Genomic DNA, 26,459 nt, shown 5'->3' on the forward strand with positions numbered 1-26,459 from the left:
TTGAGCCAGGCCGCAAGAGGCTGCCCGGTGGGGGCTTGTGGCGGCCGAAAGGGCCGCCAGGGGGCCTTACTCGAACCCGCTCAGCAGGACGAGGGCGAATAACACTGCCGCCAGGGCCAGGGAAAACAGCAGGCTGATTCCCGCCACTCGCCATAGCGAGAAGAAGCGCCCGTTGCCGGCCTTGTGCTCTATCACCTGGGGGCCGAACAGTTGGCGTGCGTAGGCGTTCATCCCGTAGATCGGCGGCAGGATGAACACCACCGCAGGGATACTTTCCGGAAGAAAAAAGCCTGCCACGCTCATGGCAATGAAAAGGCCGATGCCCATGGCCCAGACTTTGTTCACTTCGCTCTCGCGGCCCATGGCCTTGAGGTTCTGGCTGATGAAATAGGCGCCGGCCACGGAGGTGCCAATGAAGGTGCTCAGGCCAATGGCCGCCACGCTGTAGAGGCACAGGCTCTGATCGGTTGGCTTGCTGGCCAGGAGTTCGGCGGCAGGGGTCTGGAAGGGGTTTTGGTTGTCCATGCGCGGTGAGGCTCCTTGGGAAGGGCAAAGGGGCGGTTGAGTGCCAGCTCGGGTGTTGCGCTGCCCTTGTGCGCGACCCGTGGCAAACAGTGGGGCGAGCATACACTCACCGGGGCGGGCTTGGCAGGCCTGGGGCGGCCCGGGAGCGAGCCCCTGAATTAGGGTAAACTGCCGCCCATTGCGTCCCTGTGCTGACTTTTTCCTACGGTACCCCCATGACATTCGCCACTCTTGGCCTGATCGAACCCCTGCTGCGCGCCCTCGAAACCCTCGGCTACCAGACCCCGACCCCGGTGCAGGCGCAAGCCATTCCGGCAGTGCTGGGCGGGCGTGACCTGATGGCCGCGGCCCAGACCGGCACCGGCAAGACCGCCGGTTTCGCTCTGCCGCTGTTGCAGTTGCTGACCCTGGAAGGGCCGAAAGTCGATAGCAACTCGGTACGCGCGCTGATCCTGGTGCCGACCCGGGAACTGGCCGAGCAGGTCCACGAAAGCGTGCGCCAGTACGCCGAACACCTGCCGCTGCGCACCTATGCGGTGTACGGCGGGGTCAGCATCAACCCGCAAATGATGAAGCTGCGCAAAGGCGTGGACTTGCTGGTGGCGACTCCGGGGCGTCTGCTGGACCTGTTCCGTCAGAATGCGGTGAAGTTCAGCCAGTTGCAGACCCTGGTGCTGGATGAGGCCGATCGCATGCTCGACCTGGGTTTCTCCGAAGAGCTCAAGAGCATCTACGCGGCCCTGCCGAAGAAACGCCAGACCCTGTTGTTCTCCGCCACCTTCTCCGACGCCATCCGCCAGTTGGCCGGACAGATGCTCAACGATCCGCTGAGCATCGAGGTCAGCCCGCGCAACGTGGCTGCCAATACGGTCAAGCAATGGGTGGTGCCGGTGGACAAGAAGCGCAAGCCGGAGCTGTTCAGCCACCTGCTGCGCAAGAATCGCTGGAAGCAGGTGCTGGTGTTCGCCAAGACCCGCAACGGTGTGGATGCGCTGGTGGAGAAACTCCAGGGCCAGGGCGTGAATGCCGACGGCATCCATGGCGACAAGCCACAGGCCACGCGTCAGCGCGCCCTGGACCGGTTCAAGGCCAGTGAGATCCAGATCCTGGTGGCCACCGATGTGGCGGCCCGCGGCCTGGACATCGAAGACCTGCCGCTGGTGGTCAACTTCGACCTGCCGATCGTGGCCGAGGACTACATCCACCGCATCGGGCGTACCGGCCGTGCCGGTTCCACCGGCGAGGCGATTTCCCTGGTGTGCGCCGACGAGGTGAACCTGCTCTCTGCGATCGAGATGCTCACCCGCCAGACCCTCAAGCGCCATGAGGAACAGGATTTCGAACCCGAGCACCGGGTGCCGGAAACCGACGCCAGTGGCCAGGTGGTGAAAAAGCCGAAGAAGCCCAAGAAGCCGAAAACCTCCGGCGGTGGCGGCAAGCGCAACCTGGGCAAGTGGGTGGACAGTGGCGAAGTGGCCGAAGCTCCGGCGGTGAAACCGGTGCGCAAGGTGCCGGCTTTCAACACCGGGCCGCGCAAGCGCAAGCCTTGATCTGACATCGCGCCGGGCCCTTCGCCGGCAAGCCGGCTCCTACCCTTGCGTAGGTGCCGACTTGCCGGCGAAGCTGTTTATGGCTGGCGCCGCAACCACTTCAGCATCCCCAGCCCCGCCTGGCGCCCGCTGGCAAAGCAGGCGGTCAGCAGGTAGCCGCCGGTCGGCGCTTCCCAGTCGAGCATTTCCCCTGCGCAAAACACTCCAGGCAACTGCCGAAGCATCAGGTCGTCGTCCAGGGCTTCAAACATTACGCCGCCGGCGCTGCTGATGGCTTCGTCCAGTGGGCGAGGCTTGATCAGCGTCAGGGGCAGGGCCTTGATGGCTGCCGCCAAGAGCGCCGGGTCATTGAAGGCCGGGGCGGGTGTCAGTTCTCGCAGCAACGCCGCCTTTACCCCCTCGATCCCCAACTGGCTCTGCAAGTGCTTGGCCATGGACCGCGAGCCGCGTGGCTTGGAAAGGGCGGCCTGGACCTTGTCCTGGGGCTTGTTCGGTAACAGGTCGATATGGACCGTCGCCTGCCCGTGCCGGTTGATGGATTCGCGAATCGGCGCCGACAGTGCATAGATCAGGCTGCCCTCGATGCCGCTGGCGGTGATCACGCATTCACCCAGCCGAGGCACATCGTCATTCAGGCCGATGGCCACGTTCTTCAGCGGCGCGCCGGCGAATTTGCTGCGCAGCAGCTCGCTCCAGGCGCTGACCTCAAAACCGCAATTGCTCGGTTGCAAGGGCGCAAGCTGCACACCGCGCTGTTCCAGCAGAGGCAGCCAAGCCCCGTCGGAACCCAGTCGTGCCCAACTGCCGCCGCCCAATGCCAGCAGGACCCCATCCGCCCGTACCGCACTTTCACCCTCGGCATGCCGGATGCGCAGGCTGCCGTCGGCATTCCAGCCCAGCCAGCGGTGCCGGGTGTGGATAACGACTCCGGCATCGCGCAGGCGCTTGAGCCAGGCGCGCAGCAGCGGCGCAGCCTTCATGTCGGTAGGAAACACCCGGCCGGAGCTGCCGACAAACGTCTGGATACCCAGCTCATGAATCCATTGGCAGAGTGCCTCGGCGCCGAACTCGCGCAGCAGCGGGGCGATTTGCGGCGCACGCTCGGCGTAGCGCGAGAGGAAGGCCGGATAGGCTTCGGAGTGGGTGATATTCATGCCACCCACCCCGGCCAGGAGGAATTTTCGGCCCACCGATGGCATGCCGTCGTACAAGTCGACCTGAACCCCGGCCTGGCTCAGTACCTCGGCGGCCATCAGGCCGGCGGGGCCGCCGCCGATAATCGCGACGTGGTGGGGCGTGGAAGAGTGCGATGCAGTCATGGCAGAGGCGGGGCTGAGGAAATAGGCCGGGCATTCTACCCGAGGTGCAGGGGGCGTGCTGGGGCGATGATGCCTGGTCAAAAACTAGGCAGCGGGCTGCGGGCCTTGTGTCCCGTGGGCTGGCGTGACTTTCGCGCAGGTTGTCCACAGGCGGCTCCACAGGGATTGGGGGTAAGCGCTACGGCGTCGCCGGAGGCCTGCTGCGCCTGATCAAAAAACAGGCGCCACGCTGCAAGTCACGCCGATAGCGAGCTGTAGCGTGTTTCACGCAGGTTATCCACAGGCGGTTCCACAGGGATTGGGGGTAAGCCGCTCACAACTGTATGACCGTCTGATGTCACTGATCAAAAAACAGGCGATGGCCTTGAGGCCCCGTGGGACAAGGGCTGCAGAGGCTTTCTCCCAGCTTATCCACAAGCGGTTCCACAGTGGATGTGGGTAAGGCCTGCGGATGTCAGTAGCACCCTGACGATTCCCAGACCTTCTGGGCACTGTGGTGAAGAATGCCGTGGCGCCGGGCCAGGGCCTGGCGGTCCTTGCTGTAGCCGCCGCCGATCACGCCGACCACCGGGATGTCGCGGCCCAGGCAGTGGCGCATGACCCGTTCGTCGCGTTCGGCCACGCCGGCATCGGTGAGTTTGAGGTAGCCCAGGGCGTCGTCCTGATGCACGTCGACCCCAGCGTCGTACAACACCAGGTCCGGCTGGTACAGGGGCAGCAGGTAGTTGAGGGTGTCGTCCACCACGTTAAGGTAGTCGGTGTCGCCCATGCCCATGGGCAGCGGGATATCCCAGTCGCTTTGGGCCTTGCGCGCGGGGAAGTTCTTTTCACAGTGCAACGAGACGGTCACCGCGTCGGCGGTATGTTGCAGGATCCGCGCGGTGCCATCGCCCTGGTGCACATCGCAGTCGAATATCAGCACCCGGCCCACGCGCCCGCTTTCCAGCAGGTAATGGCTGATCACCGCGAGGTCGTTGAAGATGCAGAACCCCGCCGGGTAGTCATAGTGGGCGTGGTGGGTGCCGCCGGCCAGGTGGCAGGCCAGGCCATGTTCCAGTGCCTGTTCGGCGGCCAGCAAGGAGCCGCCGACCGCACGCACCGTGCGCCGGGCCAAGGCTTCGCTCCAGGGCAGGCCAAGGCGCCGCTGGTCCTCCCGGGACAACTCGCCGCTCATGTAGCGTTCGATATAGGCCGGGTCGTGGGCCAGGGCGAGGATTTCTGCCGGGCACAGCTCGGGGCGCAGCAGGTCGGCGTCGCGGGTCAGGCCGCTGGCCACCAGGTGATCGCGCAGCAGGCGGAACTTGTCCATGGGAAAGCGGTGCTCCGCCGGGAACTCGGGGCTGTAGTCGTCGTGATAGATCAATGGCAATGGCATGGCATTTTCTTAGAGGAACCCGTGAAGGATCCTACCAGCGATGTAGACTTGCACCCACGGAAACGGAGGGCACTGATGGAGCCGATACTGCAACTCGAAAGCGCGCGCCTGCTGCTGCGTCAATGGCGCGACGATGATTTGCCGGAATTCGCGGCAATGTGTGCCGATCCACAGGTCATGCGCTACTTTCCCGCGCCCTTGAGTCGTCTGGAAAGTGCCGCGCTGATCGGGCGGATACGCGGGCATTTTGCCGAGCACGGCTTCGGGGTCTGGGCCCTGGAGCGTAAGGACACTGGTGCGTTCATCGGTTTTACCGGACTGGGCGTCGTCGGTTTCGAGGCGTCGTTCACCCCGGCAGTGGAAATCGCCTGGCGCCTGGCTCGTGAGCACTGGGGCCTGGGTTACGCCAGTGAGGCCGCCTGGACCGCCCTGCGCTGCGCTTTCGATCGTCTGGCGCTGGAGGAGGTGGTGGCGTTCACGACCCGGACCAATCTGCCGTCGCAGAAGGTCATGCAGGCCATTGGTATGCATCACGCCGTCGAGGATGACTTCGAACACCCGAACCTCGCTGGCGATCACCCGCTGCGCGAGCATGTGCTGTACCGCATTACCCGCGAACAATGGTTGGAAACCTTGCATGGATAGCAAGCGCGCACGTTTAGAATGTGCCGATGAGGTGCGACCCCAATTGATTTGACCGCCGCAGCCGAGATTGCGCGGTTTTGCTCTGTGTGAGGAGAGTCTGAATGAGTCATGTGCTGGATGATCTGGTCGATCTGTTGACCCTGGAAGCCATCGAAGAAAACCTGTTTCGCGGTCGCAGCCAGGACCTCGGTTTTCGCCAGCTGTTTGGCGGCCAGGTGCTCGGCCAGTCGTTGTCCGCGGCCAGTCAGACGGTGGAGGAGGCGCGCCATGTGCACTCCATGCACGGCTATTTCCTGCGCCCCGGGGATGCCGCGCTGCCGGTGGTCTACCAGGTGGACCGGGTGCGCGACGGCGGCAGCTTCAGCACCCGGCGAGTGACGGCGATCCAGAAGGGCAATCCGATCTTCACCTGCAGCGCCTCGTTCCAGTACGACGAACAGGGTTTCGAGCACCAGAACAGCATGCCCCAGGTGGTCGGGCCGGAAAACCTGCCGTCGGAGCTGGAGATCACCACCCAGCGCGCCCACCTGATTCCCGAGCACATGCGCGAGAAACTGCTGTGCCCCAAGCCCATCGAAGTGCGCCCGGTGACCGAGAAGGACCCCTATAACCCGCAGCCCATGGATCCGGTGAAGTACGTCTGGTTCCGCGCTGACGGCGCCCTGGCCGACAGCCCGGCGCTGCACAAGTACCTGCTGGCCTACGCTTCGGACTTCGGCCTGCTGACCACCTCGATGCTGCCCCACGGCAAGTCGGTGTGGCAGAAGGACATGCAGGTCGCCAGCCTCGACCACGCTCTGTGGTTTCACGCCGACCTGCGCGCTGACGACTGGCTGCTGTATGCCATGGACAGCCCCTGGGCCGGAAACTCCCGGGGCTTCTCCCGGGGCAGCGTGTTCAACCGTGCCGGGCAGTTGGTGGCCTCGGTGACTCAGGAAGGGTTGATCCGCCATCGCAAGGATTGGGCATGAGTCTTTCAGAGATAAAACATTGGGTGTTCGACATGGACGGCACCCTGACCATCGCTGTGCATGATTTCGCGGCGATCCGCGAGGCGCTGTCGATTCCTGCCGAGGATGACATCCTCACACACCTGGCGGCCTTGCCGGCGGACGAATCCGCGGCCAAGCATGCCTGGCTGCTGGAACACGAGCGCGACCTGGCCCAGGGTTCGCGCCCGGCGCCGGGTGCGGTGGAACTGGTGCGGGAACTGGCCGGGCGCGGTTATCGCCTGGGCATCCTCACCCGCAATGCGCGGGAGCTGGCCCATGTGACCCTGGAGGCCATCGGCCTGGCGGACTGCTTTGCCGAGGCCGACGTGCTGGGCCGCGACGAAGCACCGCCCAAGCCCCATCCGGGCGGTTTGCTGAAGCTGGCCGAAGCCTGGGATATCTCGCCGTCACGGATGGTCATGGTGGGGGACTACCGCTTCGACCTGGACTGCGGGCGGGCCGCCGGGACCCATACGGTGCTGGTCAACCTGCCGGACAACCCCTGGCCGGAGCTGACCGACTGGCATGCCCGGGATTGTGCGCAGTTGCGCGACCTGCTGTCGGCCTGAGGGCTCTGTTCGCCGGCAAGGCTCCCGTCGGAGCCTTGCCGGCGAAAGCGTCATTCCAGGCAGCGCCTTTCTTTACTTGAACACTGCCGCCTGCCCCTCGGGCGAGGTGAACATCCGGTCACCGTCATGCCCGACCCCGGGCACCTCCACCAGCCGTTGCAGCAAGCCTTGCGGATGACGCCGCACCAGGTAGTCGAAGTAGTTGTGCCCGCGAATCAACCGGTACGCGCCCTGGGTCTCGGCGGCGCAGCTCTTGTCCAGGGCGGGATGGTTGGGATCGGTGTCCTGCTGGCCCAGCAGGTAGGTGATGTCGCGCGTCACGTAGCCCTGTTCAAGCTGCGCCGGGGAATGGCCGCCGGCATAGGCCGGTAGCCGGTTCAGGCCGTACTTCCAGTCGTTGAAGCCCGGGCAACTGGCCGGTTCGAATGCCACCGGGCGCCATGCGTCGAAGTAGGCGTAGGACGACGGATTGGCGATCACGTAGCGCAGGCCGATCCCGGCCTTTTCCAGCTCCGGGTGGCTGCCGGTGCTCAGCGCATAGCGCTGCACCACCTGGGCGCCGCCGGAGTGACCGGCGATCACCACTTCCTTGAGTGCTGGAAAACGTTTGCGGTCTTCCAGGCGCTGGAGGATGGCATCGAGCACCGCATAGGAGCTGACGGCCTGCGGGCCCACTGAAGGTTCGCCGGCCATCCAGCCATTGCCCTTCCAGCGCAGTAGCGCGTCTGGCAATTGATGGCGGGCGATGTCGCTCTGGTTGAGAAACTGCGGGGCGATCACCAGGGTTGTTGTGCTTTGCCCGGCCTGCCCGGCAGCGCTTTGCCCACTGTGCAGATACGTCTGGGCGTTGCGCAGCCGGCCGTGAACGATGATCAGGGCCCGCTCTACGCCCGGCAGCGGCTGGCGCCAATCCTGGCTCAGGCCCAGCGCCAGTTGCCCGCCCTCCAGGGGCAGGCGTTGCGGGCTGATGACCTTGACCCCCTGTTCCGCCGCCTGGGCGCCGCAGCCACCCAGGCACAGCAGCAGGACCAGCAAGCGGCGCATCTACAGGCTCCTGGCGCTGAAGGTATCGCACTGGCTGACCTGGCCCTGGCTGAAGCCGGTCTTGAACCAGCGCACTCGCTGCGCCGAGGTGCCGTGGGTGAAGGAGTCCGGCACCACTCGGCCCTGGCCTTGCTGCTGCAGGCGGTCGTCACCGATGGCATTGGCGGCGTTGAGGGCTTCTTCCACATCCCCGGGTTCCAGCCAGTTCAGGCGCTTCTGTGCGTGATAGGCCCAGACCCCGGCAAAGCAGTCGGCCTGCAGCTCCTGGCGTACCAGCAGGCCGCCATCGCCTTGCATCTGCTGGCCTTGCTGGCGCGCGGCCTGGATTTTTGCCGAGACCCCGAGCAGGGTCTGCACGTGGTGCCCGACCTCATGGGCAATCACGTAGGCCTGGGCGAAGTCGCCGGCGGCGGAAAAGCGCTGGGCCATCTCCCGGAAGAAGTCCATGTCCAGGTACACCTGGCGGTCGGCGGGGCAGTAGAAGGGCCCGCTGGCGGAAGTGGCCGCGCCACAGGCGGAATTGACCCGGCCCCGGAACAGGATCAGCTTGGGCGGCTGATACTGGCGGCCGGCTTGCTGGAAGATCTGGCCCCAGGTGTCTTCGGTGTCACCGAGGATGGCGCGGACAAACTCTGCCTGTTCGTCATTGGCCGGTGGTGCCTTGCGTGCCTGGGTGGTGGCCGGCGCTGAAGTCTGCCCGCTCTGCTGGCCCAGCAGTTGCCCGAGGATCTGCAGCGGATCCTGGCCGGTGGCCCAGCCGATGCCGACGATCAGTACGATCGCCGTCAGGCTCAAGCCCTTGCCTCCACCGAACCGCATGCCACCGCCACCGCCGGCGCTGCTGTCATCTCGCGCGTCCACGACGTTGTCGCTGCGCCGGCCTTTTTTCCAAAGCATGGGGGTGTCCTCGTTTTTTCTGCTGGTCAGTGTTGCTGGTGGCTCGAACCGGCGCCAGTCCGGTCGTCAGGGATTTTTCTGCACGCTACCATGGCCCGGTTACGGATCGATCCGGTCCAGGCGCATTCGGGGCTCCCTATTGAACATCGATACCCGCATCAAATTCCGTCACTTGGTGTGTTTTCTTGAAATGGCCCGCCAGGGCAGCCTGGCCCGGGCGGCCGATGTCCTGGCGGTGAGCCAGCCGGCGATGTCGAAAACCCTCAAGGAACTGGAAGCGTTGCTGGAGACCCGGCTGTTTGCCAGGAGCAAGGCCGGCCTCAGCCTGACCGAGGCCGGGCGGGCCTTCCTGCGTTATGCCGGGCCTTCGGTGCAGGCCCTGCGGGAAGGTGTCAGCAGCCTGCGCGGCGGTGAGTACGCCGCCGGGCTGGTGCGCATCGGTGTGCTTTCCACGGTGGAAAGCCTGCTGCTGCCGGAGGTGATGCGGCGCCTGCATCAGCGCCATTCGGCGCTGACCGTGAGTGTGCTGACTGGCCCCAGTGCTTACCTGCTGTCGCAATTGCGGGTCGGCGACCTGGACCTGGTGGTGGGGCGCATGACCGAGAGCCCGGAGATCCACGGCCTGAGCTTCGAGCATCTGTACAGCGAATCCATGACCCTGGTGGCCCGTCCGCAGCATCCACTGGCAACCGGCCCTCTGGACCGCGACGCGGTGAGCGCCTATCCCCTGGTGCTGCCCCTGGCCGGCACCAGCATTCGCAAGCACGCCGACAGCCTGTTCATCCAGTGCGGCATTGCCCCGTCGCAGCAGCGTCTGGAAACCCTCTCGGTGGCCCTGAGCCGACGCTACACCTTGTCCAGCGATGCGCTGTGGATCGCGCCGCTGGATGCCGTGCGCCTGGACCTGGCCAATGGTGAACTGCGGGAGCTGGACCTGGGCCTGCGCGAACCCGGTGGCTCGGTGGGGATTTCCAGCAATGCCAGCCTGCCCTTGTCCCTGGCGGCGCAATGGGTGGTGGAGGTGCTCCGGGAAGTGGGGCTGGCCTATCGCGAGGGCAGTTATCCATAACCATTTGGTTATTGATTGAGGGCGGCATTTCAATTTTCCCCGCTCCTGGTTTGTTTGAAACTGCGCCGGCTGCGCTCCATAAATCAAACAACAGGAGATCGACATGTCTGATGCAGACAGCAGTCGCTTCGTGATTCGCGACCGTAATTGGCACCCCAAGGCCCTGACCCCCGACTACAAGACCTCCGTCACTCGCTCCCCGCGCCAGGCGCTGGTGAGCATTCCACAATCGGTCAGTGAAACCACAGGCCCGGACTTTTCCCACCTGCGCACCGGGCGTTTCGACAACGACCTGCTGCTCAACTTCAACAACGGTGGCTTGCCCGTGGGCGAGCGGATCATCGTTTCCGGGCGGGTCTGCGATCAGTACGGCAAACCCATTCCCCATACCCTGGTGGAAATGTGGCAAGCCAACGCCGGCGGCCGCTACCGGCACAAGAACGACCGCTACCTGGCGCCCCTGGACCCGAACTTCGGTGGCGTCGGCCGGGCCCTCACCGACCGTGATGGCTACTACAGTTTCCGCACCATCAAGCCCGGCCCCTACCCGTGGCGCAACGGCCCCAATGACTGGCGCCCGGCGCATATCCATTTCTCCATCAGTGGCCCGTCGATCGCCACGCGCCTGATCACCCAGCTGTATTTCGAAGGCGACCCGCTGATCCCGCTGTGCCCGATCGTCAAATCCATCGCCAACCCGGACGCGGTACAGAGCCTGATCGCGCGCCTGGACATGGGCGGCGCCAACCCCATGGATTGCCTGGCCTACCGCTTCGACATCGTGCTGCGCGGCCAGCGCAAGACCCACTTCGAGAACTGCTGAGGAGCCTGACATGCCTGTTCAACTGCTGCCTGAAACCCCCTCGCAAACGGCCGGCCCCTATGTGCATATCGGCCTGGCCCTGGCGGCCGCGGGAAACCCGCCGCGCCCCGAGGAAATCTGGAACCAGATGGCCAAGGCCGATGCGCCGGGTGAGCGGATCCTGCTGATCGGCCACGTCTACGATGGCAATGGCCACCTGGTGCGCGATTCATTCCTGGAGTTCTGGCAGGCCGACCACGCCGGGGTCTACGACCCGGTGTTCGATACGGAGAAACCGTTCAACTGCTTCGGTCGCACCGCCACCACCTTCGATGCCGGGGAATGGACACTCAACACGGTCAAGCCCGGGGTGGTGAACAACGCCGCCGGCGTGCCCATGGCGCCGCACATCAACCTGTCGCTGTTTGCCCGGGGGATCAATATCCACCTGCACACCCGGCTGTACTTTGCCGATGAGCCGGAAGCCAATGCCCAGTGCCCGGTGCTGAACCTGATCGAACAGCCCCAGCGCCGGGAAACCCTGCTGGCCCATCCCTGTGAGGTCAATGGCCAGCGTGCCTACCGTTTCGATATCCGCATCCAGGGTGAAGGCGAGACAGTGTTCTTCGATTTCTGAAGCATCGCCAAGCCAGGGATGGCCAGCGCTCGAGAATCCGCCCCCTGACGCCACGCTGCGGTGTCAGGGGGCGCTTCGTTTCAGTGGTCGAAGTGGTCCCACACCGGAGCGAAATCCGGGCTGACCTGACGCTGGTCCTTGGGCAGGGCGGCGATCAGCGCCCGGTCTGCATCGTCCAGGTGGATCTTCAGGGACTCCAGGTTGGCCAGTTGGTTGGCCCGGCTGCTGGCCTTGGGGATGGCTGCCACATTGTCCTGGTCGAGCAGCCACTTGAGGGCCACCTGGGTCGGCAGCACGCCGTGCTTGGCGGCGATCTGCTGGATTTCGGCCACCTCTGAGACCTTGTTGCGCGCCAGCGGGGTATAGGCGGTCAACACCATGTCGCGCTCGCGGGCGTAGTCCAGAAGGCCGCTCTGGCCCAGCAGCACGTGGTACTCCACCTGGATCGCCGACAGCGGAGCGCCCAGCCCTTCGATCACTCGGCGCAGCAGGGCCAGGGGAAAGTTGGCCACGCCAATGTGTTTCACCAGCCCCTGCTCCTTGAACGACACCAGGGTTTCGATGCTGCGTTCCAGTTCCCAGTCGCTGGTGGGCCAGTGAATGTGGAACAGGTCGATGTAGTCGGTTTGCAGGGCTTTCAGGCTGCGCTCCAGTGAGTGGCGCATGGCGGTGGGTTGCAACTGGTCCCACCAGACCTTGGTGGTGACGTGGATCTGCTCCCGGGGCACAGGAGTGTTGGCCAGGGCCTGGCCCACCGCTTCTTCGTTGTTGTAGGCCTGGGCGGTGTCGATATGCCGGTAACCCAGTTCCAGTGCCTGTTCCACGGCGCGGGTGCATTCCTGGTCGAGCATTGGCCAGGTGCCCAGGCCGAGCTTGGGCATGTGCAGGCCGCTGTGGGTGAGGACGGGGCAGTCAAGGGTATGAGGCATGGGCAATCTCCCTGTGGATAAAAGAGCACAGCCGGTTGAGGGGCGAGTGACGATCCGGGCTGCGGGGGTGTTGCTGAAGTTTGGACAGCATTGGCGGGCGGAAAATGCCCGGAAAATCGATGCGGCGGGCAAGCCGTTATTTTGCGTTTTATGGAAGCGGGTTCCAAAAAATATACGAGCTCGGCTACCCTGCCACAAGGCGCCGTGCCGGGTACAAGACTCGATCGGCGCCGATTCCGGGCGGTAATCGAACACCGCCGCCCGGTTCCCCAACCGGCCGCTTGTCTCTAGAATCGGCCAAATTTTGTCGGGACCCGACCATGGCTGGCAGTCAAATCGAACGCGTCTTCAGTGTTCTCGAACGTCTTACCGCTGATCCCCGTGGGCTGCCGTTGCAGACCCTGGCCGAGCAGCTGGAGATTCCCAAAAGCGCCACCCACCGCTTGCTGGCGGAACTGATCCGCCTGGGTTATGTGCGGCAGAACCCGGACAACCTGCGCTACCAGCTGTCCACGCGGCTGGTAGCCATGGGCTTTCGCTACCTGTCCGCCAGCGGCGCCGATATCGTTCAGCCAGTACTGGACCGCCTGGCGGTCGAATCCGGCGAGCTGGTGCGCCTGGGCGTGATCGAAGGCGAGCGCCAGACCTGGATCGCCAAGTCCCAGGGCGCCCGTTCCGGCTTGCGCTACGACCCGGACATGGGCCGTGAGGCACCGTTGTTCTATACCGCCTCCGGGCATGCCTGGCTGGCCACCCTGAGTGATGCCGAGGCCCTGTCCCTGGTGGAGCGCCAGGCGGCCGAGCCCCCGACGGACCTGGGGCCCAACGCTCCGCGCTCGAACATCGAACTGCTGGAGCGCCTGCGCCTGGCCCGGGAGCAGGGCTATGCCTGGGTCGAAGAAAGCTCCGCCGTGGGCACCTCGGCGATCGCCGCGGTGGTGCGTCATCCCATTGATGGCCGGGTCGTGGGCGTGCTCAGCGTTGCCGGGCCCAGCGCACGCCTGCCTCTGGCGCGGCTGCACGAACTGGCGCCACTGCTGTTGCAGTTTGCCGAGGAACTGTCGGCCGCCAGCCAGGCGTCCGAGTTGTTCAATTGAGATAACGCCGCGGGGCCTTGCTTGGCGATCTGCCGCTGGGCCGGTGGTGGCCTTGATACCGCCGCGTCTGTATCACAGCCGTTCGCAGCCTGCGGCAGCGGCTACGTAGACCTCGACTCGGCACAAAGCTGTTCGATAATCGGACGGTATTTTTTATCCCTCTTGTGTGAAAGTGGAACTGAGTTCTAAATATTTGAAATTCAGTGTCCCTATAACAATCACAAGAGGATCTTCCATTGAGCACGCCACTGCGCATCGCCCTGATCGGCGTCGGCAATATGGGGCAGCAGCACTATCAGCACCTCAAGACTCTGGCCGAGGCCTGCCTCTGCGCGGTGGCCGATCCCGGACCCCAGGCGGCGGCTGTCGCCGCACAATGGCAGGTGCCGCACTTTGCCGATCACCAGACCCTGCTCCGGGAAGTCCGCCCGGATGCGGTGATCGTTGCCAACCCTAACAACCTCCATGTCAGCACCGCCCTGGATTGCCTCGCCGCAGGCGTGCCGGTGCTGCTGGAAAAACCGGTGGGCGTGCATCTGGATGAAGTGCGCGAATTGGTAGCGGCCACGCGGACTACTGGGGTCCCGGTGCTGGTGGGGCATCATCGACGGCACAACCCATTGATCGCCCGCGCCCATGAACTGCTGCGCAGCGGCGCCCTGGGGCGCCTGACCAACGTCACCGCACTCTGGCAATTGCAGAAGCCCGAGCACTATTTCGACATTCCCTGGCGCCGCGAGGCCGGGGCCGGCATGTTGCTGACCAACCTGATCCACGACCTGGACCTGCTGCGCCACCTGTGCGGCGAGGTGCGCCAGGTCCAGGCCATCACCAGCAACAGCGTGCGCGGCTACGCCAACGAGGATTGCGCAGCGGTGCTGCTGCAATTCGACAACGGCGCCCTGGGCAGCCTGACCGGTTCCGACGCCGCGGCCGCGCCCTGGAGCTGGGAGCTGGATTCCGGGGAAAACCCGGTGTACCCGCGCCAGCCGGACCAGCCCTGTTACTTGCTGGCCGGGACCGCAGGCGCCTTGAGCATTCCCCAACTCAAGCGCTGGCACTACGCCGAAGCCGGGGCCGGCTGGCATGAGCCTCTGCTGATGGAGCAGGAGGCCTTTGACCCGGGCGAAGCCCTGCGCCTGCAGTTGCAGCACTTTGTCCAAGTGGCCCGGGGCGAAGTCGAGCCTCTGGTCAGTGCCGCCGATGCCGCGCGCACCCTGGCGCTGATTGAAGCGATTCGAGAGGCCGCCGCCACCGGCCGTGCCTGCACCCCAACCCTGATTGAGTGAAGAACGCATGAGTGAGCGGATTTTCTCCCTGGCCAGCCTGACCGTGCTGGAGCTTTCCCCGCCGCAGATGGTCGAGGTGGCGGCCCAGGCCGGCTACAGCCACGTTGGCCTGCGGCTGGTGCCGGCGACGCCGCAAGAGCACCATTTTCCCTTGGTGGCGGATGCCGATCTACGCCGCCAGACCCTGGCCCGGTTGCGTGATACCGGGGTGCGGGTGCTGGATGTGGAAATCCTGCGGCTCAAGCCGCAGACCCGGATCAAGGACTTCGAGGGCGTGCTGGCAGTGGGCGCCGAGTTTGCCGCCAGCGAGTTGCTGGTGGCGGGCAATGATCCGGATGAAACCCGCATGACCGACAACTTTGCCGCCTTGTGTGATCTGGCGGCGCAGTATGGCTTGCACCCCCATCTGGAGTTCATGCCCTGGACCGATGCGCGCAACCTGGAGCAAGCCGTGCGCGTGGTGGAGAACGCCGCTCGCAGCAACGGCTGCGTGCTGGTGGATGCCTTTCACTTCGACCGCTCGGGATCGCGCCTGGAGGACCTGGCCAAGGTGGCTCCGGCGCGGTTGCGGTATGCCCAGTTGTGCGACGTGGCCGGGCCGCGGCCGGACGATATGCAGGAAATCTTGCGCCAGGCCCGTAACGAGCGGCGTTTTCCGGGGGAGGGCGATTGCGATCTGGCGGGGTTGGTCAAGTGCCTGCCGGAAAACCTGCCCCTGAGCCTGGAGATTCCTACGGTGCAATTGCTGGAGCAGGGCGTGAGTGCCTTGCAGCGAGCACAGATGGCCCTGGGCAGAACCCGGGAGTTGCTGGCTCGGATTTGAAGCCGCGCAGGCCTTTCGCCGGCCTGCCGGCTCCTGCCAACATCCGGTAGGGGCCGGCTGGCCGGCGAAGCCGTTTCTACACTTGCCCCAAGGAAAGCCCATGACCCGCAGCACGCCCCTTTCCGGGACCAACCACCCTTTCAAGGGCATTGTGCTGATCGTTCTGGCGACCTTTCTGTTCGCCAGCCACGATGCCCTGTCCAAATACCTCTCGGGATTCTTTCCGGTGATCATGGTGGTCTGGGCCCGTTACCTGATCCACACCCTGCTGATGGCCGGGATCTTCCTGCCGCAATCCGGCCTGCGGGTACTACGTAGCAAGCGACCGCTGCTGCAACTGCTGCGGGCTCTGTGTTTGCTGAGCACCAGCCTGTTGTTCACCTCGGCGCTGCTGTTCATTCCCCTGGCCGAAGCCACGGCGGTCAACTTTCTCGCCCCGGTGCTGGTCACCGCGTTGTCGGTGCCTTTGCTTGGCGAGCAGGTGACCCGGGGCCAGTGGCTGGCGGTAATCTGCGGTTTCGTCGGGGTGCTGATCATCGTGCATCCGGGCGGCGAGCTGTTCACGCCGGCGGTGTTGCTGCCGTTCTGTTCGGCGCTGTTCTTCTGTTTCTATCAACTGCTCACACGCAAGCTGGCCGAGCATGACAGCCCCACCACCAGCAACTTCTTTGCCGGGCTGTGCAACACCCTGGTGATGACGGCGCTGGTGCCGTTCTTCTGGCAGACCCCCGGGTTCCTCCATGGCTTGCTGATGCTGGCGCTGGGCGCCTGCGGCATGAGTGCCCACCTGTTCCTGACCCAGGCCTTTCGTCATGCGGCGCCGGCGCTGCTGGCGCCCTTCGGCTATTGCCAGATTGTCTTTGCCGGGTTGCTGGGCTGGTTGCTGTTCGGCCACGCGCCGTCGTTGATCACCCAGGTGGGCATCATCGTGATCTGCCTCAGCGGGCTGGCGGCGGCTTGGCAGCAACGCCGCCGCTGAGACGATTCAGAAACGCAAGCGCACCACCAGGTTCTGCAGGCCGGCCGCCAAGTGCGACAGCTCCTGGCTGGTGGCGTTGGTGCGGGTGGCGGCGTCGGCGCTTTCCAGGGACAGGTCGCGGATGTTCAGCAGGTTGCGGTCCACTTCACGGGCCACCTGGGCCTGTTCTTCCGAGGCACTGGCGATCACCAGGTTGCGCTCGTGGATCTGTTCCATGGCCCGGGTGATCTCCCCCAAGGCCAGCCCGGCCTGCTCGGCGATGGACAGGGTCTGGGCCACCCGCTGACTGTTGCCGTGCATGGACTGCACCACGCTGTCGGTGTCGCCCTGGACCCGGCCGATCATCTGTTCGATTTCCTGGGTCGACTGCTGGGTGCGATGGGCCAGGGCCCGCACTTCGTCTGCCACTACGGCAAAACCACGGCCGGCTTCCCCAGCCCGCGCGGCCTCGATGGCGGCGTTCAGGGCCAGCAGGTTGGTCTGTTCGGCAATGGCGCGGATCACGTCCAGCACCTTGCCGATTTCCCGTGACTGCTCGGCCAGGGTCTGCACTTGCTGCAGGGCGATGCCGACATCGCTGCTCATGGCCTGGATCGCGTCCAGGGTCTGGGTCACCCGGGTTTGCCCCTGGGTGGCCTGGGCGGTGGACTGGCGGGTGGTATCGGAGGTGGACACTGCGTTGCGTGCCACTTCCTCGACGGCCGCGGTCATCTCGTTGACGGCCGTGGCTGCTTGCTCGATTTCGTTGTGTTGCTGCTGCAGCCGGCTGGAGTCCTGATGGGTGCTCTGGCTCATCTGTTGCGCGGCGGCGGCCAGTTGGGTCGAGGTGCTGCTGATCAGTTGCAGGGTTTCACGCAGGCTGGCCTGCATCCTGGCCAGGGCCTTGAGCAGGCGCGCGGTTTCATCGCTGCCCTCGCAGTGGATGGGGCGGCCGAGATCGCCGGCGGCCACTTGCTCGGCCACGTCCACAGCCTGGCGGATGGGCACGACGATGCTGCGAATCAACAGCCAGGCCAGGCACAGGGTCAGCAGGGCGACGGCGATCAGGGCGCCGATCACCGTGATTTTTACTTGGGTGTAAAGCGCGTCTGCATGCTGGGCCGACTGGCTGACTTCCTCGGCAGTCAGGTTCATCAGCTCGGCGAACTGATCGCCGGTCTGGGTCGAGTAATCCTGGATCTTGCCGTTGAGCAGCGCTGTCATCTCGCTGCTGCGATTGTCCCGGGACAGGGCTTCGTACTGGGCCAGGGCCTGTTGGTAGCTCTTGACCGTGGCGAGGAATGCTTCGTATGGCACCCGATTGTGATCGCCCACCAGCGGCGCGAACCTGGCCAGGGCCTGGTCGAGCCAGGCTTGTACCTGATGCAGGCGGGCAATGGTGCTTTCCAGCACTTGCGGTTCACGGTTGAGGGCCATGCGCAGGCTCAGCACGCGGATGCTCAACACGTAGTCGCGCACTTCTCCCAGGTAGCGGGTGCTGGGCAGGGAAATGTTTTCGGTGTGTTGGCCGGTGGCGCGGACTTCGGCCACTTGCTTGAGGGCGAACAGCCCCTGCAGCAGGACCAGCAGGGCAATCACGCCGAAGCTGATCACGGCGCGTTGGGCGATGCTCAGGTTACCGAGCGTCATGGGACGATCTCCGAGTCTGGAAAAACAAAAGGGGGGAGGGCGAGCAGATAAAAAAACGCAGGCCCGGAGTGGGCCTGCGTGAAAGGAGCATCAGTCTTCTACGCGGGGAATCTTGCGCGGGGCCATGAAGTACATCCAGGTCAGGGCAATGAAGTACATCGCCGGGATCAGGGTGAACAGCAGGGTGTAGTTGTTGTTGGTCACGGTCAGGATGTGGCCGACGATCTGGGTCATGAACATGCCGCCGATGGCCGCGCACATGCCGCCGAAGCCGAACACCGTGCTCATCATGTGCTTGGGCGTGTAGTCCATCACCAGGCTCCAGATGTTGGCGGTCCAGGCCTGGTGCGCGCCGATCCCCAGGGAGATGGCGAACACGGCCAGCCACAGGTTGGCGGTGCCGGCGGCCATGATCACGCCGATGATGCAGCAGGCGAACAGGAACATCGACAGCAGCCGCGCCTTGATCGGGTTCATGCCGCGCCCGATCAGGAACGAGGAGAGGATGCCGCCGCCGACGCTGCCGAAGTCGGCGGTCAGGTAGATGATGATCAGCGGGATGCCCATCTGGGTCACGTTGATGCCCAGGTTGTACTGCTGGTTGAGGAACGGCGGCAGCCAGTACAGGTAGAACCAGAACACCGGCGCTGTCATCGCATAGGCCAGGGCGAAGGCCCAGGTGCCGCGCATGCGCAGGATGCGGCTGAAGGGCACGCGGGTTTCTTCCGGCTCCACCTGTTGCTGGATGTAGGCCAGCTCGGAGGCTTTGACGCTTGGATGATCTTCAGGGTTGAAGTACTTCAGGCCCCAGAACAGCAGCCAGATGCCACCCAGCGCGGCCATGCACAGGAACGCCGCCTGCCAGCCCCAGGCGTGGAGGATCAGCGGCAGCAGCATGGGCGTGAACATTGCGCCGACGTTGGTCCCGGCGTTGAAGATCCCGGTGGCCACGGCCCGTTCGCCGGCCGGGAACCACAGCCGCGTGGTCTTCACGCAGGCCGGGTAGTTGGCGGCTTCGGTGAGCCCGAGAATGAACCGGCAGACCATGAAGCCCGCCGCCGAAGTGGCCAGGCCGTGGGCGCCGGTGGCCAGGCTCCACAACAGCACGGCGAAGAAGAACACCCGCTTCACCCCAACCCGGTCGATCAGGCGGCCCTGGAGCACGAAGCCCACGGCGTAGCCGACCTGGAACCAGAAGTTGATGTTGGCGTAGTCCATCGCCGTCCAGTTCATTTCCTTGGCCAGGATCGGCTGCATCACGCCCAGTGCGGCGCGATCTATGTAGTTCAGGGTGGTGGCGAAGAACACCAGGGCGAGCATGCCCCAGCGGGTCTTGCCGACCGCCATGGCGCCGCGGATCTTGTCGCCGATGCCGCCGGCAACGCTGAGGCTCGGGGCGATGCGAGAGCTTTGGGAAGGAGTCATGTGGGCCATCCGTTCAGTGACTGGCGAGCCGGGGCTCGTCGGAACTCAAGGGCGCGTGATCAACCGTCGGCGGGGGCATGGCAGCCCGGGAACCTGCGGGTTGATCGGCTGGGGCGGCGCGTCGTTGCGGCAGATGCCGGGCAGGCGAACGCGATCGGGTCGGCTGCAGCTCAGGGCTGTAGCGCGGCGTATTCCAGGGTGCCGGTTGAGGCCGTTGGCGGTATCAGCCAAAGGGATGTGCAGCAGTGAAGGGCGTTGAGTGCAAGCATGAGGGTGTACCCGATTTTTGAAATTTTTATGGTGTGTTCTGGGTCTGGGTGATTGAAGCCGGGGGTTTGGGGCCGGCTCAACGTGCTATCGATGGTGCGCAGTGGCTGAAAAATCGTCAATTCGCCAATCTGTATTTTGTTCGATAATCGAACACAAAACTAACTGGTTCGTACACTTTAACAAGGCCTGTGGAATAATCCGCAACATCCAATAAAAAGCCGCGGTCCCCCTGTGCCCGACTGGCCGTCCTTACCCGGGAGTCGAATCATGCAGCGTTCCATTGCCACCGTGTCCCTGAGCGGTACCCTGCCGGAAAAACTCGAAGCCATCGCCGCAGCCGGGTTCGACGGCGTGGAGATCTTCGAGAACGACCTGCTCTACTACGACGGCAGCCCTCGGGAAATCAAGCAGATGTGCGCCGACCTGGGCATTGCCATCACCCTGTTCCAGCCATTCCGGGATTTCGAGGGCTGCCGTCGCGACCGCCTGCCGCGCAACCTGGAGCGCGCCGAGCGCAAGTTCGACCTGATGCAGGAATTGGGCACCGACCTGGTGCTGGTGTGCAGCAACGCCTCGGCGGACAGCCTGGGGGACCGGCAGATCCTCATCGACGACCTGCACCTGCTGGCCGAGCGGGCCGGTGCCCGGGGCCTGCGCATCGGCTACGAAGCCCTGGCCTGGGGCCGTCACGTGAATACTTATCAACAGGTCTGGGACATCGTGCGCAGCGCCGATCACCCAAGCCTCGGGGTGTTGCTGGACAGCTTCCACACCCTGTCGCTCAAGGGCGACCCGGCGGCGATTGCCGAGATTCCGGGGGACAAGATCTTCTTCGTGCAGATGGCCGATGCGCCGATCCTGGCCATGGATGTGCTGGAGTGGAGCCGGCATTTCCGCTGCTTCCCCGGTCAGGGCGAATTCGACCTGCCGGGCTTTCTGGCGCCGATCATCAAGAGCGGCTACACCGGGCCGCTGTCCCTGGAGATCTTCAACGACGGCTTTCGCGCCGCGCCGCCGCGGGCCAACGCCGCCGATGGCTTGCGCTCGCTGCTGTACCTGGAAGAGAAGACCCGCGAGCGCCTGCTGCAGGAAGGCCAGCCGGTGGCGAACATCGACACCCTGTTCGCGCCGCCTGCGGTGCAGGCCTATGGCGGCACCGAGTTTCTCGAGTTCGCCGTGGACGAGGCCCTGGGCGCCAAGCTCGGCGGCTGGCTGGAGCGCCTGGGGTTCGCCAGGGCCGGGCAGCATCGCTCCAAGAGCGTCAGCCTGATGCGCCAAGGGGATATCAACCTGATCCTCAACTCCGAGCCCTATTCCTTCGCCCACAGTTTCTTCGAGGCCCACGGCCCTTCGGTGTGTGCCACGGCAATCCGGGTCAAGGACAGCGCCAAGGCCCTGGAGCGGGCGGTGGCCTACAAGGGCCAGCCCTATCGCGGCCTGGTGGGCCCCAATGAGCTGGAGCTGGCGGCGGTGCGCGAGCCCGATGGCAGCCTGATCTACCTGGTGGATCAGCAGCAGGGCGGCCAGCACCTGTACGACACCGATTTCAATATGCACAGCGGCGTGGTGGCCAAGGGCGGCCTCAAGCGCATCGACCACATGGCCATGGCCCTGCCGGCGGACAGCCTGGACAGCTGGGTGCTGTTCTACAAGAGCCTGCTTGACTTCGAGGCCGACGACGAAGTGGTGCTGCCCGACCCCTACGGCCTGGTGAAAAGCCGCGCCCTGCGCAGCCGTTGCAGCTCGATCCGCCTGCCGCTGAACATCTCGGAAAACCGCAATACTGCGATCTCCCATGCTTTGTCCAGCTATCGCGGTTCCGGGGTGCACCACATCGCTTTCGATTGCGACGACATCTTTGCCGAAGTCAGCCGGGCCAAGGAGGCTGGCGTGCCGCTGCTGGACATCCCGCTCAACTACTACGACGACCTGGCGGCACGCTTTGATTTCGACGACGAATTTCTCAGCGAACTGGCCTACTACAACGTCCTCTACGACCGCGATGCCCAGGGCGGCGAGCTGTTTCACGTCTACACCGAGCCCTTCGAAGGGCGCTTCTTCTTCGAGATCATCCAGCGCAAGAACGGCTATGCCGGCTACGGTGCGGCCAACGTCGCGGTGCGCCTGGCGGCCATGGCCAAATCACGCAGCGGTGCCGTGCGCCAGGCCAAGTTGTAGAAGATTGTTAACGACGGCGGTAACGGCCGCCGTCGCGCTTTCTTTCGCAGGGTGACGCGGCCCATAATCGCCCGCGTGTGCAGTGATGGCCGTGAGCCCAGAATGACAATGACCAGTGAACGCTCGATTGCGCCCGATGAGCCTGCTCTCGAACCGCGCAAGAGTCGCAAGAACAACCCGGAAAAGACCCGCGAGAACATCCTTCAAGAAGCCATTGTCGAGTTCGTCCAGCAGGGCTTGTCCGGCGCGCGAGTGGATGCGATCGCCGAACGCATCCATACCTCCAAGCGCATGATCTATTACTACTTCGGCAGCAAGGAGCAGCTGTACGTCGAGGTGCTGGAGAAGCTCTACGGCGATATCCGCAGCACCGAGAGCCGCCTGCACCTGGCAGAGCTGGCGCCGCAGGAAGCGATTCGCCGGCTGGTGGAGTTCACCTTCGATCACCACGACCGCAACGTCGATTTCGTGCGTATCGTCAGCATCGAGAACATCCACAAGGCCGAGTACGTGAAGCAGTCCGGCGTGATCAAGGCCATGAACAACACCATTCTCCATGCCCTGGGCGAGATCCTCGAGCGCGGCGCGCGCGAAGGCGTGTTCCGCGGCGGCCTGGATCCGCTGGATGTGCATTTGCTGATCAGCTCGTTCTGTTTCTACCGGGTCTCGAACCGCCACACCTTTGGCGAGATCTTCCAGATCGACCTGCCGGATGAAGGCATCAAGCAACGCCACCGGGAGATGATCTGCGAGTCGGTGCTGCGCTACCTGCAGGCCTGATCCCACTCTTTGTAGGCGCTGGCTTGGCAGGCGCTGGCTTGCCAGCGAAAGCGCCCGTAAGATCGCCATCGCCACCAAGGCTTCTGCAACCTGCACCACGACAAGGAAGGCACCATGGGCAACCCCGTTCCAACCCTGAAAATAATCCTGATCCTGATGATCGTGGTCGACACGTTCTGGTTCGGCGAGCGCCTGCTGTCCCTCACCGGGTTCAGCATGTTCGACTGGTTGCCGTCGTCGGTGATCAGCCTGGTGGGCATCCTCGGCAGCCTGCTGATGATTCTCTTCAATGTGCTGCTGATCGGCTTGCTCTCGCGCCTGCAGCTCAAATCCGACTAAGCAGGCTGTAGCCGCTGCCGCAGGCTCGCCAGCGCCCTGAAGGCCGCAGCTGCTACCGAGCCCTGTCTCAGCTGTTCATGCTGTGAAAGTGCGCCAGCATGCGCTGCGGGTCCGCGCGTTGGCCGCTGAACAGCTCGAACGCCTTGACCGCCTGGAACACCGCCATGGTGCCGCCGTCCAGGGTCCTGCAACCCAGGGCCCGGGCGTTGCGCAGCAGTTCGGTTTCCAGGGGAAAGTAGACGATCTCGGCAACCCACAGCTGCGCTCGCAGCAGTTCCACCGGCACCGGCATGCCCGGCAGCTTGGCCATGCCCATGGGCGTGGTGTTCACCAGCCCGTCGGCGCTGTGCAGGGCACTCGACAGATCACCGCCTGCCCGGGCCCGGGCGCTGCCGAAATGCTGGTTGAGGTTGTCCGCCAGGCTTTGCGCCCGCTGCGGCTCCACGTCAAAAATGTTCAGTTGCTCCACGCCTTCACTCAGCAGGGCGTGAGCCACTGCGGCCCCGGCACCGCCGGCGCCCATCTGCACCACCTGGCGCCTTGCCACGTCCGGCAGGCCGCGGCGAAAGCCCTCGGCAAAACCCAGGCAGTCGGTGTTGTGGCCGACTCGTTTGCCATTCTTGAGCACCACGGTGTTCACCGCACCGATGCCCCGGGCTTCCGGGGACAGTTCGTCGAGCAGCGGCAGGATGCTCTGCTTGCAGGGAAAGGTGATGTTCAGGCCGGTGAAGCTCATCTGCTCGGCGGCGCGCAACAGTTCAGGCAGGGCGCTGCTGTCCAGGCCCAGTTGATCCAGGTCGATCAAGCGGTACAGGTAGCGCAAATGCTGGGCATCGCCCTCTTGTTCGTGCAGGGCCGGGGTGCGGGAGGCCTGGATGCCGGCGCCAATCAGCCCGGCCAGAACGCTGGCTTGCCGGCTCATGCGCCTTGCTCCTTGAACCGCTGGCTGAAGTGTTCCAGCGCCAGGCGATAGCCATGGCTGCCAAAGCCGCACATCACCGCCTGTGCGATGGCTGAAACGAAGGAGTGATGGCGAAACGGTTCGCGCGCGTGGACGTTGGACAGGTGCACTTCGATCACCGGCAGCTCGCTGGCCACCAGGGCGTCACGGATTGCCACCGAGGTGTGGGTCCAGGCGGCCGGGTTGATCAGGATGCCGGCGCAGCGACCACGCGCCCCGTGGATCCAGTCGAGCAACTCGCCTTCGTGGTTGGTCTGGCGAAACTCCACGGCGAGGCCGAACTCCTCGGCGGCGCGGCCGCACAGGGCGGAAATGTCAGCCAGGGTTTCGTGGCCGTAAGTGGCCGGCTCGCGGGTGCCGAGCAGGTTCAGGTTCGGGCCGTTGAGCACCAGAACGATAGGACGCATGGGGTAAATCTCCGTTGTTATTGTCGGCCTCGGGAGAGCGTACGAGGCGTTGAAAGGTAAATTGTACTAACTGGTTAATTTGGTCAATTGGCGGTAGATGCGCAACGGGGGGCGGGCGGATTAAGTGTTCGGTAATCGAACGGCAGCGTAGGGCTCGCAGGTGCAAGGCTGCCGCCAATGAGTGCTTATATCAATTGAAAATCATTCTCGACTGACCGTAAGATGCCCGGCAATTTCCTTCATGTTCCAGGGAGTCGGTTTGTCGGACGTGGATCTCAAGGGACTGTTTCTCAAGCATGCCGCTGCCTTGCGTGGGTACCTGGCGCGCAAGATACGGGACCCGCAGTTGGCCGCTGATCTGGTGCAGGAGAGTTTCCTGCGGCTGGCCGAGCACACGCGCGGCGAGCGTATCGACAACTCCCAGGGCTATCTCTACCGCACGGCGAACAATCTGCTGATCGACCATGTACGTCAGGAGGCGCGGCGCAAGACCGAGACCGTGCCCCATGAAGTGCTGGCCGACATCGAGGATGAGGCGGCCGGGCTGGAGGCTCAGGCGATGGCGCAGCAACAGCGCAAGGCACTGAAACAGGCGATCATGGAACTGCCCCCGCGGACCCAGGAAATCTTTCGCCTCAACCGTATCGAAGGCATGACCCACGCCGAGGTGGCCCGGCACCTGAAAATTTCCGACAGCTCGGTGCAAAAGCACCTGTCCCGGGCGCTGGCCTATGTGATGCAGCGTTTGCAGGCTACCGACGGTCGGCCGGTCGACGAGTGAGTTACGGTAAAAGTCGGGGTCAGACGTCACTGCTTATATATAACGAGAAATCGAGATTCACACGTGAATAGCCAGGGTCCGCAAGAGCGCAGTATCACCGAGGCCGCCGCCGACTGGGCGGTGCGTTTGCACGCGGGAGGCCTGAGCGCCACCGAGCAGGCGCAGCTTGCCCAATGGCAGGCCGCCGACCCGCGTCATCCCCAGGCTCTGGTGTTTGCCCGGCATACCTGGGAGGCCCTGGGCGAGTTGCGCCTGGACCCCGAACTGGCGGCCACTGCCCCACCACGGCGCCAGGCGGCGCGGCCTGCGGCGACAATACTGCGCCCGCGCCGTCGACGCCGGCTGGTGCGGGCCGCCAGCGTGGCGATGCTGGTACTGGCGGTGGCCCTGGGCTGGCTGCAAGGGCCGCAGGCGCTGCTGTACCTGCAGGCTGACTACCTTACCGGCAAGGGCGAGGTGCGCACCGTACAACTGGCCGATGGCAGCCAGGTGGAGCTGGATTCGGGCAGCGCCATTCGCCTGGACTACAGCGGCGACAAGCGCCAGGTTCAATTGCTGGCCGGCTCCGCGGTGTTTGACGTGGCGCCCATGGCCGGCGAGGAAAAAAGACCTTTTATCGTGCAGAGTGCCGGCGGCCAGACCCGCGCCCTGGGCACCCGTTTCGTGGTCGGGCGCGAGAGTGCTCAACAAGCCTGGGTCGGCGTGTTGCAGCACAGTGTCGCGGTGAGCCTGGATGCCCCGGCGCAACGCGGGGCCTCCGAGCGGGTGCTGCAAGAGGGGCAGAGCGTGCGCTATGACCCGCAGTCGGGGGTGGTGGCGCTTGATGGGCTCGACCTGCAGCGGGCCACCAGTTGGCGGCGCGGCGTCCTGGTGTTCGACCGCCAGCCCCTGGGCCTGGTGGTGGAGCGCCTCAATCGCTATCGGCCCGGGCGGGTGGTGCTGACCAACAGTGCCCTGGCCCAGCGTCAGGTCAGCGGTGTCTTCCGCCTGGACATGCTCGATGCAGCCCTGGTTACCCTGACCCAGGAACTGCAGGTGCAGCGTTTCGACCTGGCCGGCGTCAGCCTGATTTACTGAGGCCTGCGGGCCTTTTTCCACCCTTGTGCAAAATAATTCAAAAAAACCTTACTGAGTTTTCCTGCCTGGCA

26 protein-coding genes are annotated in these 26,459 nt (G+C 64.5%); 16 read left to right on the forward strand and 10 right to left on the reverse strand.

Annotation, left to right across the window (positions count from 1 at the left end):
• Positions 1-66 precede the first annotated feature (66 nt).
• Positions 67-525 carry a hypothetical protein gene (locus AC07R1_RS27835; protein WP_495111146.1) on the reverse strand — a complete coding sequence of 153 codons (459 nt, stop codon included), beginning with the start codon at positions 523-525 and terminating at the stop codon, positions 67-69.
• A 215-nt stretch (positions 526-740) separates the two neighbouring features.
• On the opposite strand from AC07R1_RS27835, the gene rhlE1 reads away from it, so the two are divergent.
• On the forward strand, positions 741-2,075 hold the full coding sequence (gene rhlE1 / locus AC07R1_RS27840; RefSeq protein WP_011063626.1) for an RNA helicase RhlE1: 1,335 nt from the start codon (positions 741-743) through the stop codon (positions 2,073-2,075).
• A 77-nt stretch (positions 2,076-2,152) separates the two neighbouring features.
• On the opposite strand, the gene AC07R1_RS27845 is transcribed toward rhlE1, so the two are convergent.
• The gene (locus AC07R1_RS27845) at positions 2,153-3,394 is read right to left on the reverse strand and encodes a TIGR03862 family flavoprotein (RefSeq protein ID WP_495111147.1); all 1,242 of its coding nucleotides are present in this window, start codon (positions 3,392-3,394) and stop codon (positions 2,153-2,155) included.
• Between the two features lie 454 nt (positions 3,395-3,848).
• Positions 3,849-4,769 carry a histone deacetylase family protein gene (locus AC07R1_RS27850; protein WP_495111148.1) on the reverse strand — a complete coding sequence of 307 codons (921 nt, stop codon included), beginning with the start codon at positions 4,767-4,769 and terminating at the stop codon, positions 3,849-3,851.
• Between the two features lie 75 nt (positions 4,770-4,844).
• Here AC07R1_RS27850 and AC07R1_RS27855 point away from each other — a divergent pair, with 75 nt between their 5' ends.
• From AC07R1_RS27855 to AC07R1_RS27865, 3 genes are all read left to right on the forward strand, one after another.
• Positions 4,845-5,414: a GNAT family N-acetyltransferase gene (locus tag AC07R1_RS27855; RefSeq protein ID WP_495111149.1), complete on the forward strand. Its 570-nt coding sequence runs from the start codon at positions 4,845-4,847 to the stop codon at positions 5,412-5,414.
• A gap of 101 nt (positions 5,415-5,515) precedes the next feature.
• Positions 5,516-6,385 (forward strand): acyl-CoA thioesterase II, encoded by an 870-nt coding sequence (gene tesB, locus AC07R1_RS27860; protein WP_011063621.1) that lies wholly within the window; start codon positions 5,516-5,518, stop codon positions 6,383-6,385.
• A complete protein-coding gene (locus AC07R1_RS27865; protein WP_019093834.1) occupies positions 6,382-6,975 on the forward strand; it encodes an HAD family hydrolase in 594 nt (197 codons plus the stop codon). The genes tesB and AC07R1_RS27865 overlap by 4 nt, the downstream gene beginning before the upstream one ends.
• Positions 6,976-7,047: 72 nt before the next feature.
• Here AC07R1_RS27865 and AC07R1_RS27870 read toward each other — a convergent pair whose 3' ends face one another.
• Positions 7,048-8,019, reverse strand: a complete 972-nt coding sequence (locus AC07R1_RS27870; RefSeq protein ID WP_401334661.1) for an alpha/beta hydrolase — start codon at positions 8,017-8,019, stop codon at positions 7,048-7,050.
• Entirely contained in the window at positions 8,020-8,916 is an 897-nt protein-coding gene (ypfJ, locus tag AC07R1_RS27875) for a KPN_02809 family neutral zinc metallopeptidase (protein WP_011063618.1), read from the reverse strand.
• A 139-nt stretch (positions 8,917-9,055) separates the two neighbouring features.
• Here ypfJ and pcaQ point away from each other — a divergent pair, with 139 nt between their 5' ends.
• From pcaQ to pcaG, 3 genes are all read left to right on the forward strand, one after another.
• Entirely contained in the window at positions 9,056-9,985 is a 930-nt protein-coding gene (gene pcaQ, locus AC07R1_RS27880; protein WP_220223318.1) for a pca operon transcription factor PcaQ, read from the forward strand.
• A 103-nt stretch (positions 9,986-10,088) separates the two neighbouring features.
• On the forward strand, positions 10,089-10,808 hold the full coding sequence (gene pcaH, locus AC07R1_RS27885) for a protocatechuate 3,4-dioxygenase subunit beta (RefSeq protein WP_011063616.1): 720 nt from the start codon (positions 10,089-10,091) through the stop codon (positions 10,806-10,808).
• A gap of 10 nt (positions 10,809-10,818) precedes the next feature.
• Complete coding sequence (gene pcaG, locus AC07R1_RS27890; protein ID WP_015637137.1) at positions 10,819-11,424, forward strand: protocatechuate 3,4-dioxygenase subunit alpha; 606 nt, start codon at positions 10,819-10,821, stop codon at positions 11,422-11,424.
• Between the two features lie 80 nt (positions 11,425-11,504).
• On the opposite strand, the gene AC07R1_RS27895 is transcribed toward pcaG, so the two are convergent.
• Positions 11,505-12,353: an aldo/keto reductase gene (locus AC07R1_RS27895; RefSeq protein WP_065363636.1), complete on the reverse strand. Its 849-nt coding sequence runs from the start codon at positions 12,351-12,353 to the stop codon at positions 11,505-11,507.
• A 320-nt stretch (positions 12,354-12,673) separates the two neighbouring features.
• On the opposite strand from AC07R1_RS27895, the gene AC07R1_RS27900 reads away from it, so the two are divergent.
• From AC07R1_RS27900 to AC07R1_RS27915, 4 genes are all read left to right on the forward strand, one after another.
• The gene (locus AC07R1_RS27900) at positions 12,674-13,450 is read left to right on the forward strand and encodes an IclR family transcriptional regulator (protein WP_011063613.1); all 777 of its coding nucleotides are present in this window, start codon (positions 12,674-12,676) and stop codon (positions 13,448-13,450) included.
• Positions 13,451-13,686: 236 nt separating this feature from the next.
• Positions 13,687-14,739: a Gfo/Idh/MocA family protein gene (locus AC07R1_RS27905; RefSeq protein ID WP_019093838.1), complete on the forward strand. Its 1,053-nt coding sequence runs from the start codon at positions 13,687-13,689 to the stop codon at positions 14,737-14,739.
• Between the two features lie 7 nt (positions 14,740-14,746).
• Entirely contained in the window at positions 14,747-15,562 is an 816-nt protein-coding gene (locus AC07R1_RS27910) for a sugar phosphate isomerase/epimerase family protein (RefSeq protein ID WP_495111150.1), read from the forward strand.
• Between the two features lie 100 nt (positions 15,563-15,662).
• Entirely contained in the window at positions 15,663-16,541 is an 879-nt protein-coding gene (locus AC07R1_RS27915) for a DMT family transporter (RefSeq protein ID WP_053154030.1), read from the forward strand.
• A 6-nt stretch (positions 16,542-16,547) separates the two neighbouring features.
• Here the strand turns inward: AC07R1_RS27915 and AC07R1_RS27920 are convergent, their stop codons facing one another.
• Both AC07R1_RS27920 and AC07R1_RS27925 read right to left on the reverse strand, forming a co-directional pair.
• The gene (locus AC07R1_RS27920) at positions 16,548-18,170 is read right to left on the reverse strand and encodes a methyl-accepting chemotaxis protein (RefSeq protein ID WP_248766428.1); all 1,623 of its coding nucleotides are present in this window, start codon (positions 18,168-18,170) and stop codon (positions 16,548-16,550) included.
• A gap of 90 nt (positions 18,171-18,260) precedes the next feature.
• Entirely contained in the window at positions 18,261-19,595 is a 1,335-nt protein-coding gene (locus tag AC07R1_RS27925; RefSeq protein WP_011063608.1) for an MFS transporter, read from the reverse strand.
• A gap of 537 nt (positions 19,596-20,132) precedes the next feature.
• On the opposite strand from AC07R1_RS27925, the gene quiC reads away from it, so the two are divergent.
• The 3 genes from quiC (at position 20,133) to AC07R1_RS27940 (ending at position 23,162) form a co-directional block, all read left to right on the forward strand.
• Positions 20,133-22,043: a 3-dehydroshikimate dehydratase QuiC gene (gene quiC / locus AC07R1_RS27930; protein WP_011063607.1), complete on the forward strand. Its 1,911-nt coding sequence runs from the start codon at positions 20,133-20,135 to the stop codon at positions 22,041-22,043.
• Between the two features lie 102 nt (positions 22,044-22,145).
• Positions 22,146-22,823 (forward strand): TetR/AcrR family transcriptional regulator, encoded by a 678-nt coding sequence (locus AC07R1_RS27935; RefSeq protein WP_011063606.1) that lies wholly within the window; start codon positions 22,146-22,148, stop codon positions 22,821-22,823.
• Positions 22,824-22,937: 114 nt separating this feature from the next.
• Entirely contained in the window at positions 22,938-23,162 is a 225-nt protein-coding gene (locus AC07R1_RS27940; protein WP_015637127.1) for a hypothetical protein, read from the forward strand.
• 67 nt (positions 23,163-23,229) lie between these two features.
• On the opposite strand, the gene AC07R1_RS27945 is transcribed toward AC07R1_RS27940, so the two are convergent.
• Positions 23,230-24,084 (reverse strand): shikimate dehydrogenase, encoded by an 855-nt coding sequence (locus tag AC07R1_RS27945; protein WP_495111151.1) that lies wholly within the window; start codon positions 24,082-24,084, stop codon positions 23,230-23,232.
• Positions 24,081-24,530 carry a type II 3-dehydroquinate dehydratase gene (gene aroQ, locus AC07R1_RS27950; RefSeq protein WP_011063604.1) on the reverse strand — a complete coding sequence of 150 codons (450 nt, stop codon included), beginning with the start codon at positions 24,528-24,530 and terminating at the stop codon, positions 24,081-24,083. The genes AC07R1_RS27945 and aroQ overlap by 4 nt, the downstream gene beginning before the upstream one ends.
• 259 nt (positions 24,531-24,789) lie before the next feature.
• Here aroQ and AC07R1_RS27955 point away from each other — a divergent pair, with 259 nt between their 5' ends.
• Positions 24,790-25,311: an RNA polymerase sigma factor gene (locus AC07R1_RS27955; protein ID WP_495111152.1), complete on the forward strand. Its 522-nt coding sequence runs from the start codon at positions 24,790-24,792 to the stop codon at positions 25,309-25,311.
• Between the two features lie 63 nt (positions 25,312-25,374).
• The gene (locus tag AC07R1_RS27960) at positions 25,375-26,388 is read left to right on the forward strand and encodes a FecR family protein (RefSeq protein WP_019093844.1); all 1,014 of its coding nucleotides are present in this window, start codon (positions 25,375-25,377) and stop codon (positions 26,386-26,388) included.
• The last annotated feature ends 71 nt before the right edge of the window (positions 26,389-26,459 follow it).

This window comes from Pseudomonas sp. GW821-FHT07F01 (assembly GCF_059418825.1).

Excerpts from the sequence above, each read along its gene's own strand:
- AC07R1_RS27835 (WP_495111146.1), bottom strand. The coding sequence starts at position 525 with ATGGACAACCAAAACCCCTTCCAGACCCCTGCCGCCGAACTCCTGGCC.
- rhlE1 (WP_011063626.1), top strand. The coding sequence starts at position 741 with ATGACATTCGCCACTCTTGGCCTGATCGAACCCCTGCTGCGCGCCCTC.
- AC07R1_RS27845 (WP_495111147.1), bottom strand. The coding sequence starts at position 3,394 with ATGACTGCATCGCACTCTTCCACGCCCCACCACGTCGCGATTATCGGC.
- AC07R1_RS27850 (WP_495111148.1), bottom strand. The coding sequence starts at position 4,769 with ATGCCATTGCCATTGATCTATCACGACGACTACAGCCCCGAGTTCCCG.
- AC07R1_RS27855 (WP_495111149.1), top strand. The coding sequence starts at position 4,845 with ATGGAGCCGATACTGCAACTCGAAAGCGCGCGCCTGCTGCTGCGTCAA.
- tesB (WP_011063621.1), top strand. The coding sequence starts at position 5,516 with ATGAGTCATGTGCTGGATGATCTGGTCGATCTGTTGACCCTGGAAGCC.
- AC07R1_RS27865 (WP_019093834.1), top strand. The coding sequence starts at position 6,382 with ATGAGTCTTTCAGAGATAAAACATTGGGTGTTCGACATGGACGGCACC.
- AC07R1_RS27870 (WP_401334661.1), bottom strand. The coding sequence starts at position 8,019 with ATGCGCCGCTTGCTGGTCCTGCTGCTGTGCCTGGGTGGCTGCGGCGCC.
- ypfJ (WP_011063618.1), bottom strand. The coding sequence starts at position 8,916 with ATGCTTTGGAAAAAAGGCCGGCGCAGCGACAACGTCGTGGACGCGCGA.
- pcaH (WP_011063616.1), top strand. The coding sequence starts at position 10,089 with ATGTCTGATGCAGACAGCAGTCGCTTCGTGATTCGCGACCGTAATTGG.
- pcaG (WP_015637137.1), top strand. The coding sequence starts at position 10,819 with ATGCCTGTTCAACTGCTGCCTGAAACCCCCTCGCAAACGGCCGGCCCC.
- AC07R1_RS27895 (WP_065363636.1), bottom strand. The coding sequence starts at position 12,353 with ATGCCTCATACCCTTGACTGCCCCGTCCTCACCCACAGCGGCCTGCAC.
- AC07R1_RS27900 (WP_011063613.1), top strand. The coding sequence starts at position 12,674 with ATGGCTGGCAGTCAAATCGAACGCGTCTTCAGTGTTCTCGAACGTCTT.
- AC07R1_RS27910 (WP_495111150.1), top strand. The coding sequence starts at position 14,747 with ATGAGTGAGCGGATTTTCTCCCTGGCCAGCCTGACCGTGCTGGAGCTT.
- AC07R1_RS27915 (WP_053154030.1), top strand. The coding sequence starts at position 15,663 with ATGACCCGCAGCACGCCCCTTTCCGGGACCAACCACCCTTTCAAGGGC.
- AC07R1_RS27920 (WP_248766428.1), bottom strand. The coding sequence starts at position 18,170 with ATGACGCTCGGTAACCTGAGCATCGCCCAACGCGCCGTGATCAGCTTC.
- AC07R1_RS27925 (WP_011063608.1), bottom strand. The coding sequence starts at position 19,595 with ATGACTCCTTCCCAAAGCTCTCGCATCGCCCCGAGCCTCAGCGTTGCC.
- quiC (WP_011063607.1), top strand. The coding sequence starts at position 20,133 with ATGCAGCGTTCCATTGCCACCGTGTCCCTGAGCGGTACCCTGCCGGAA.
- AC07R1_RS27935 (WP_011063606.1), top strand. The coding sequence starts at position 22,146 with ATGACAATGACCAGTGAACGCTCGATTGCGCCCGATGAGCCTGCTCTC.
- AC07R1_RS27940 (WP_015637127.1), top strand. The coding sequence starts at position 22,938 with ATGGGCAACCCCGTTCCAACCCTGAAAATAATCCTGATCCTGATGATC.
- AC07R1_RS27945 (WP_495111151.1), bottom strand. The coding sequence starts at position 24,084 with ATGAGCCGGCAAGCCAGCGTTCTGGCCGGGCTGATTGGCGCCGGCATC.
- aroQ (WP_011063604.1), bottom strand. The coding sequence starts at position 24,530 with ATGCGTCCTATCGTTCTGGTGCTCAACGGCCCGAACCTGAACCTGCTC.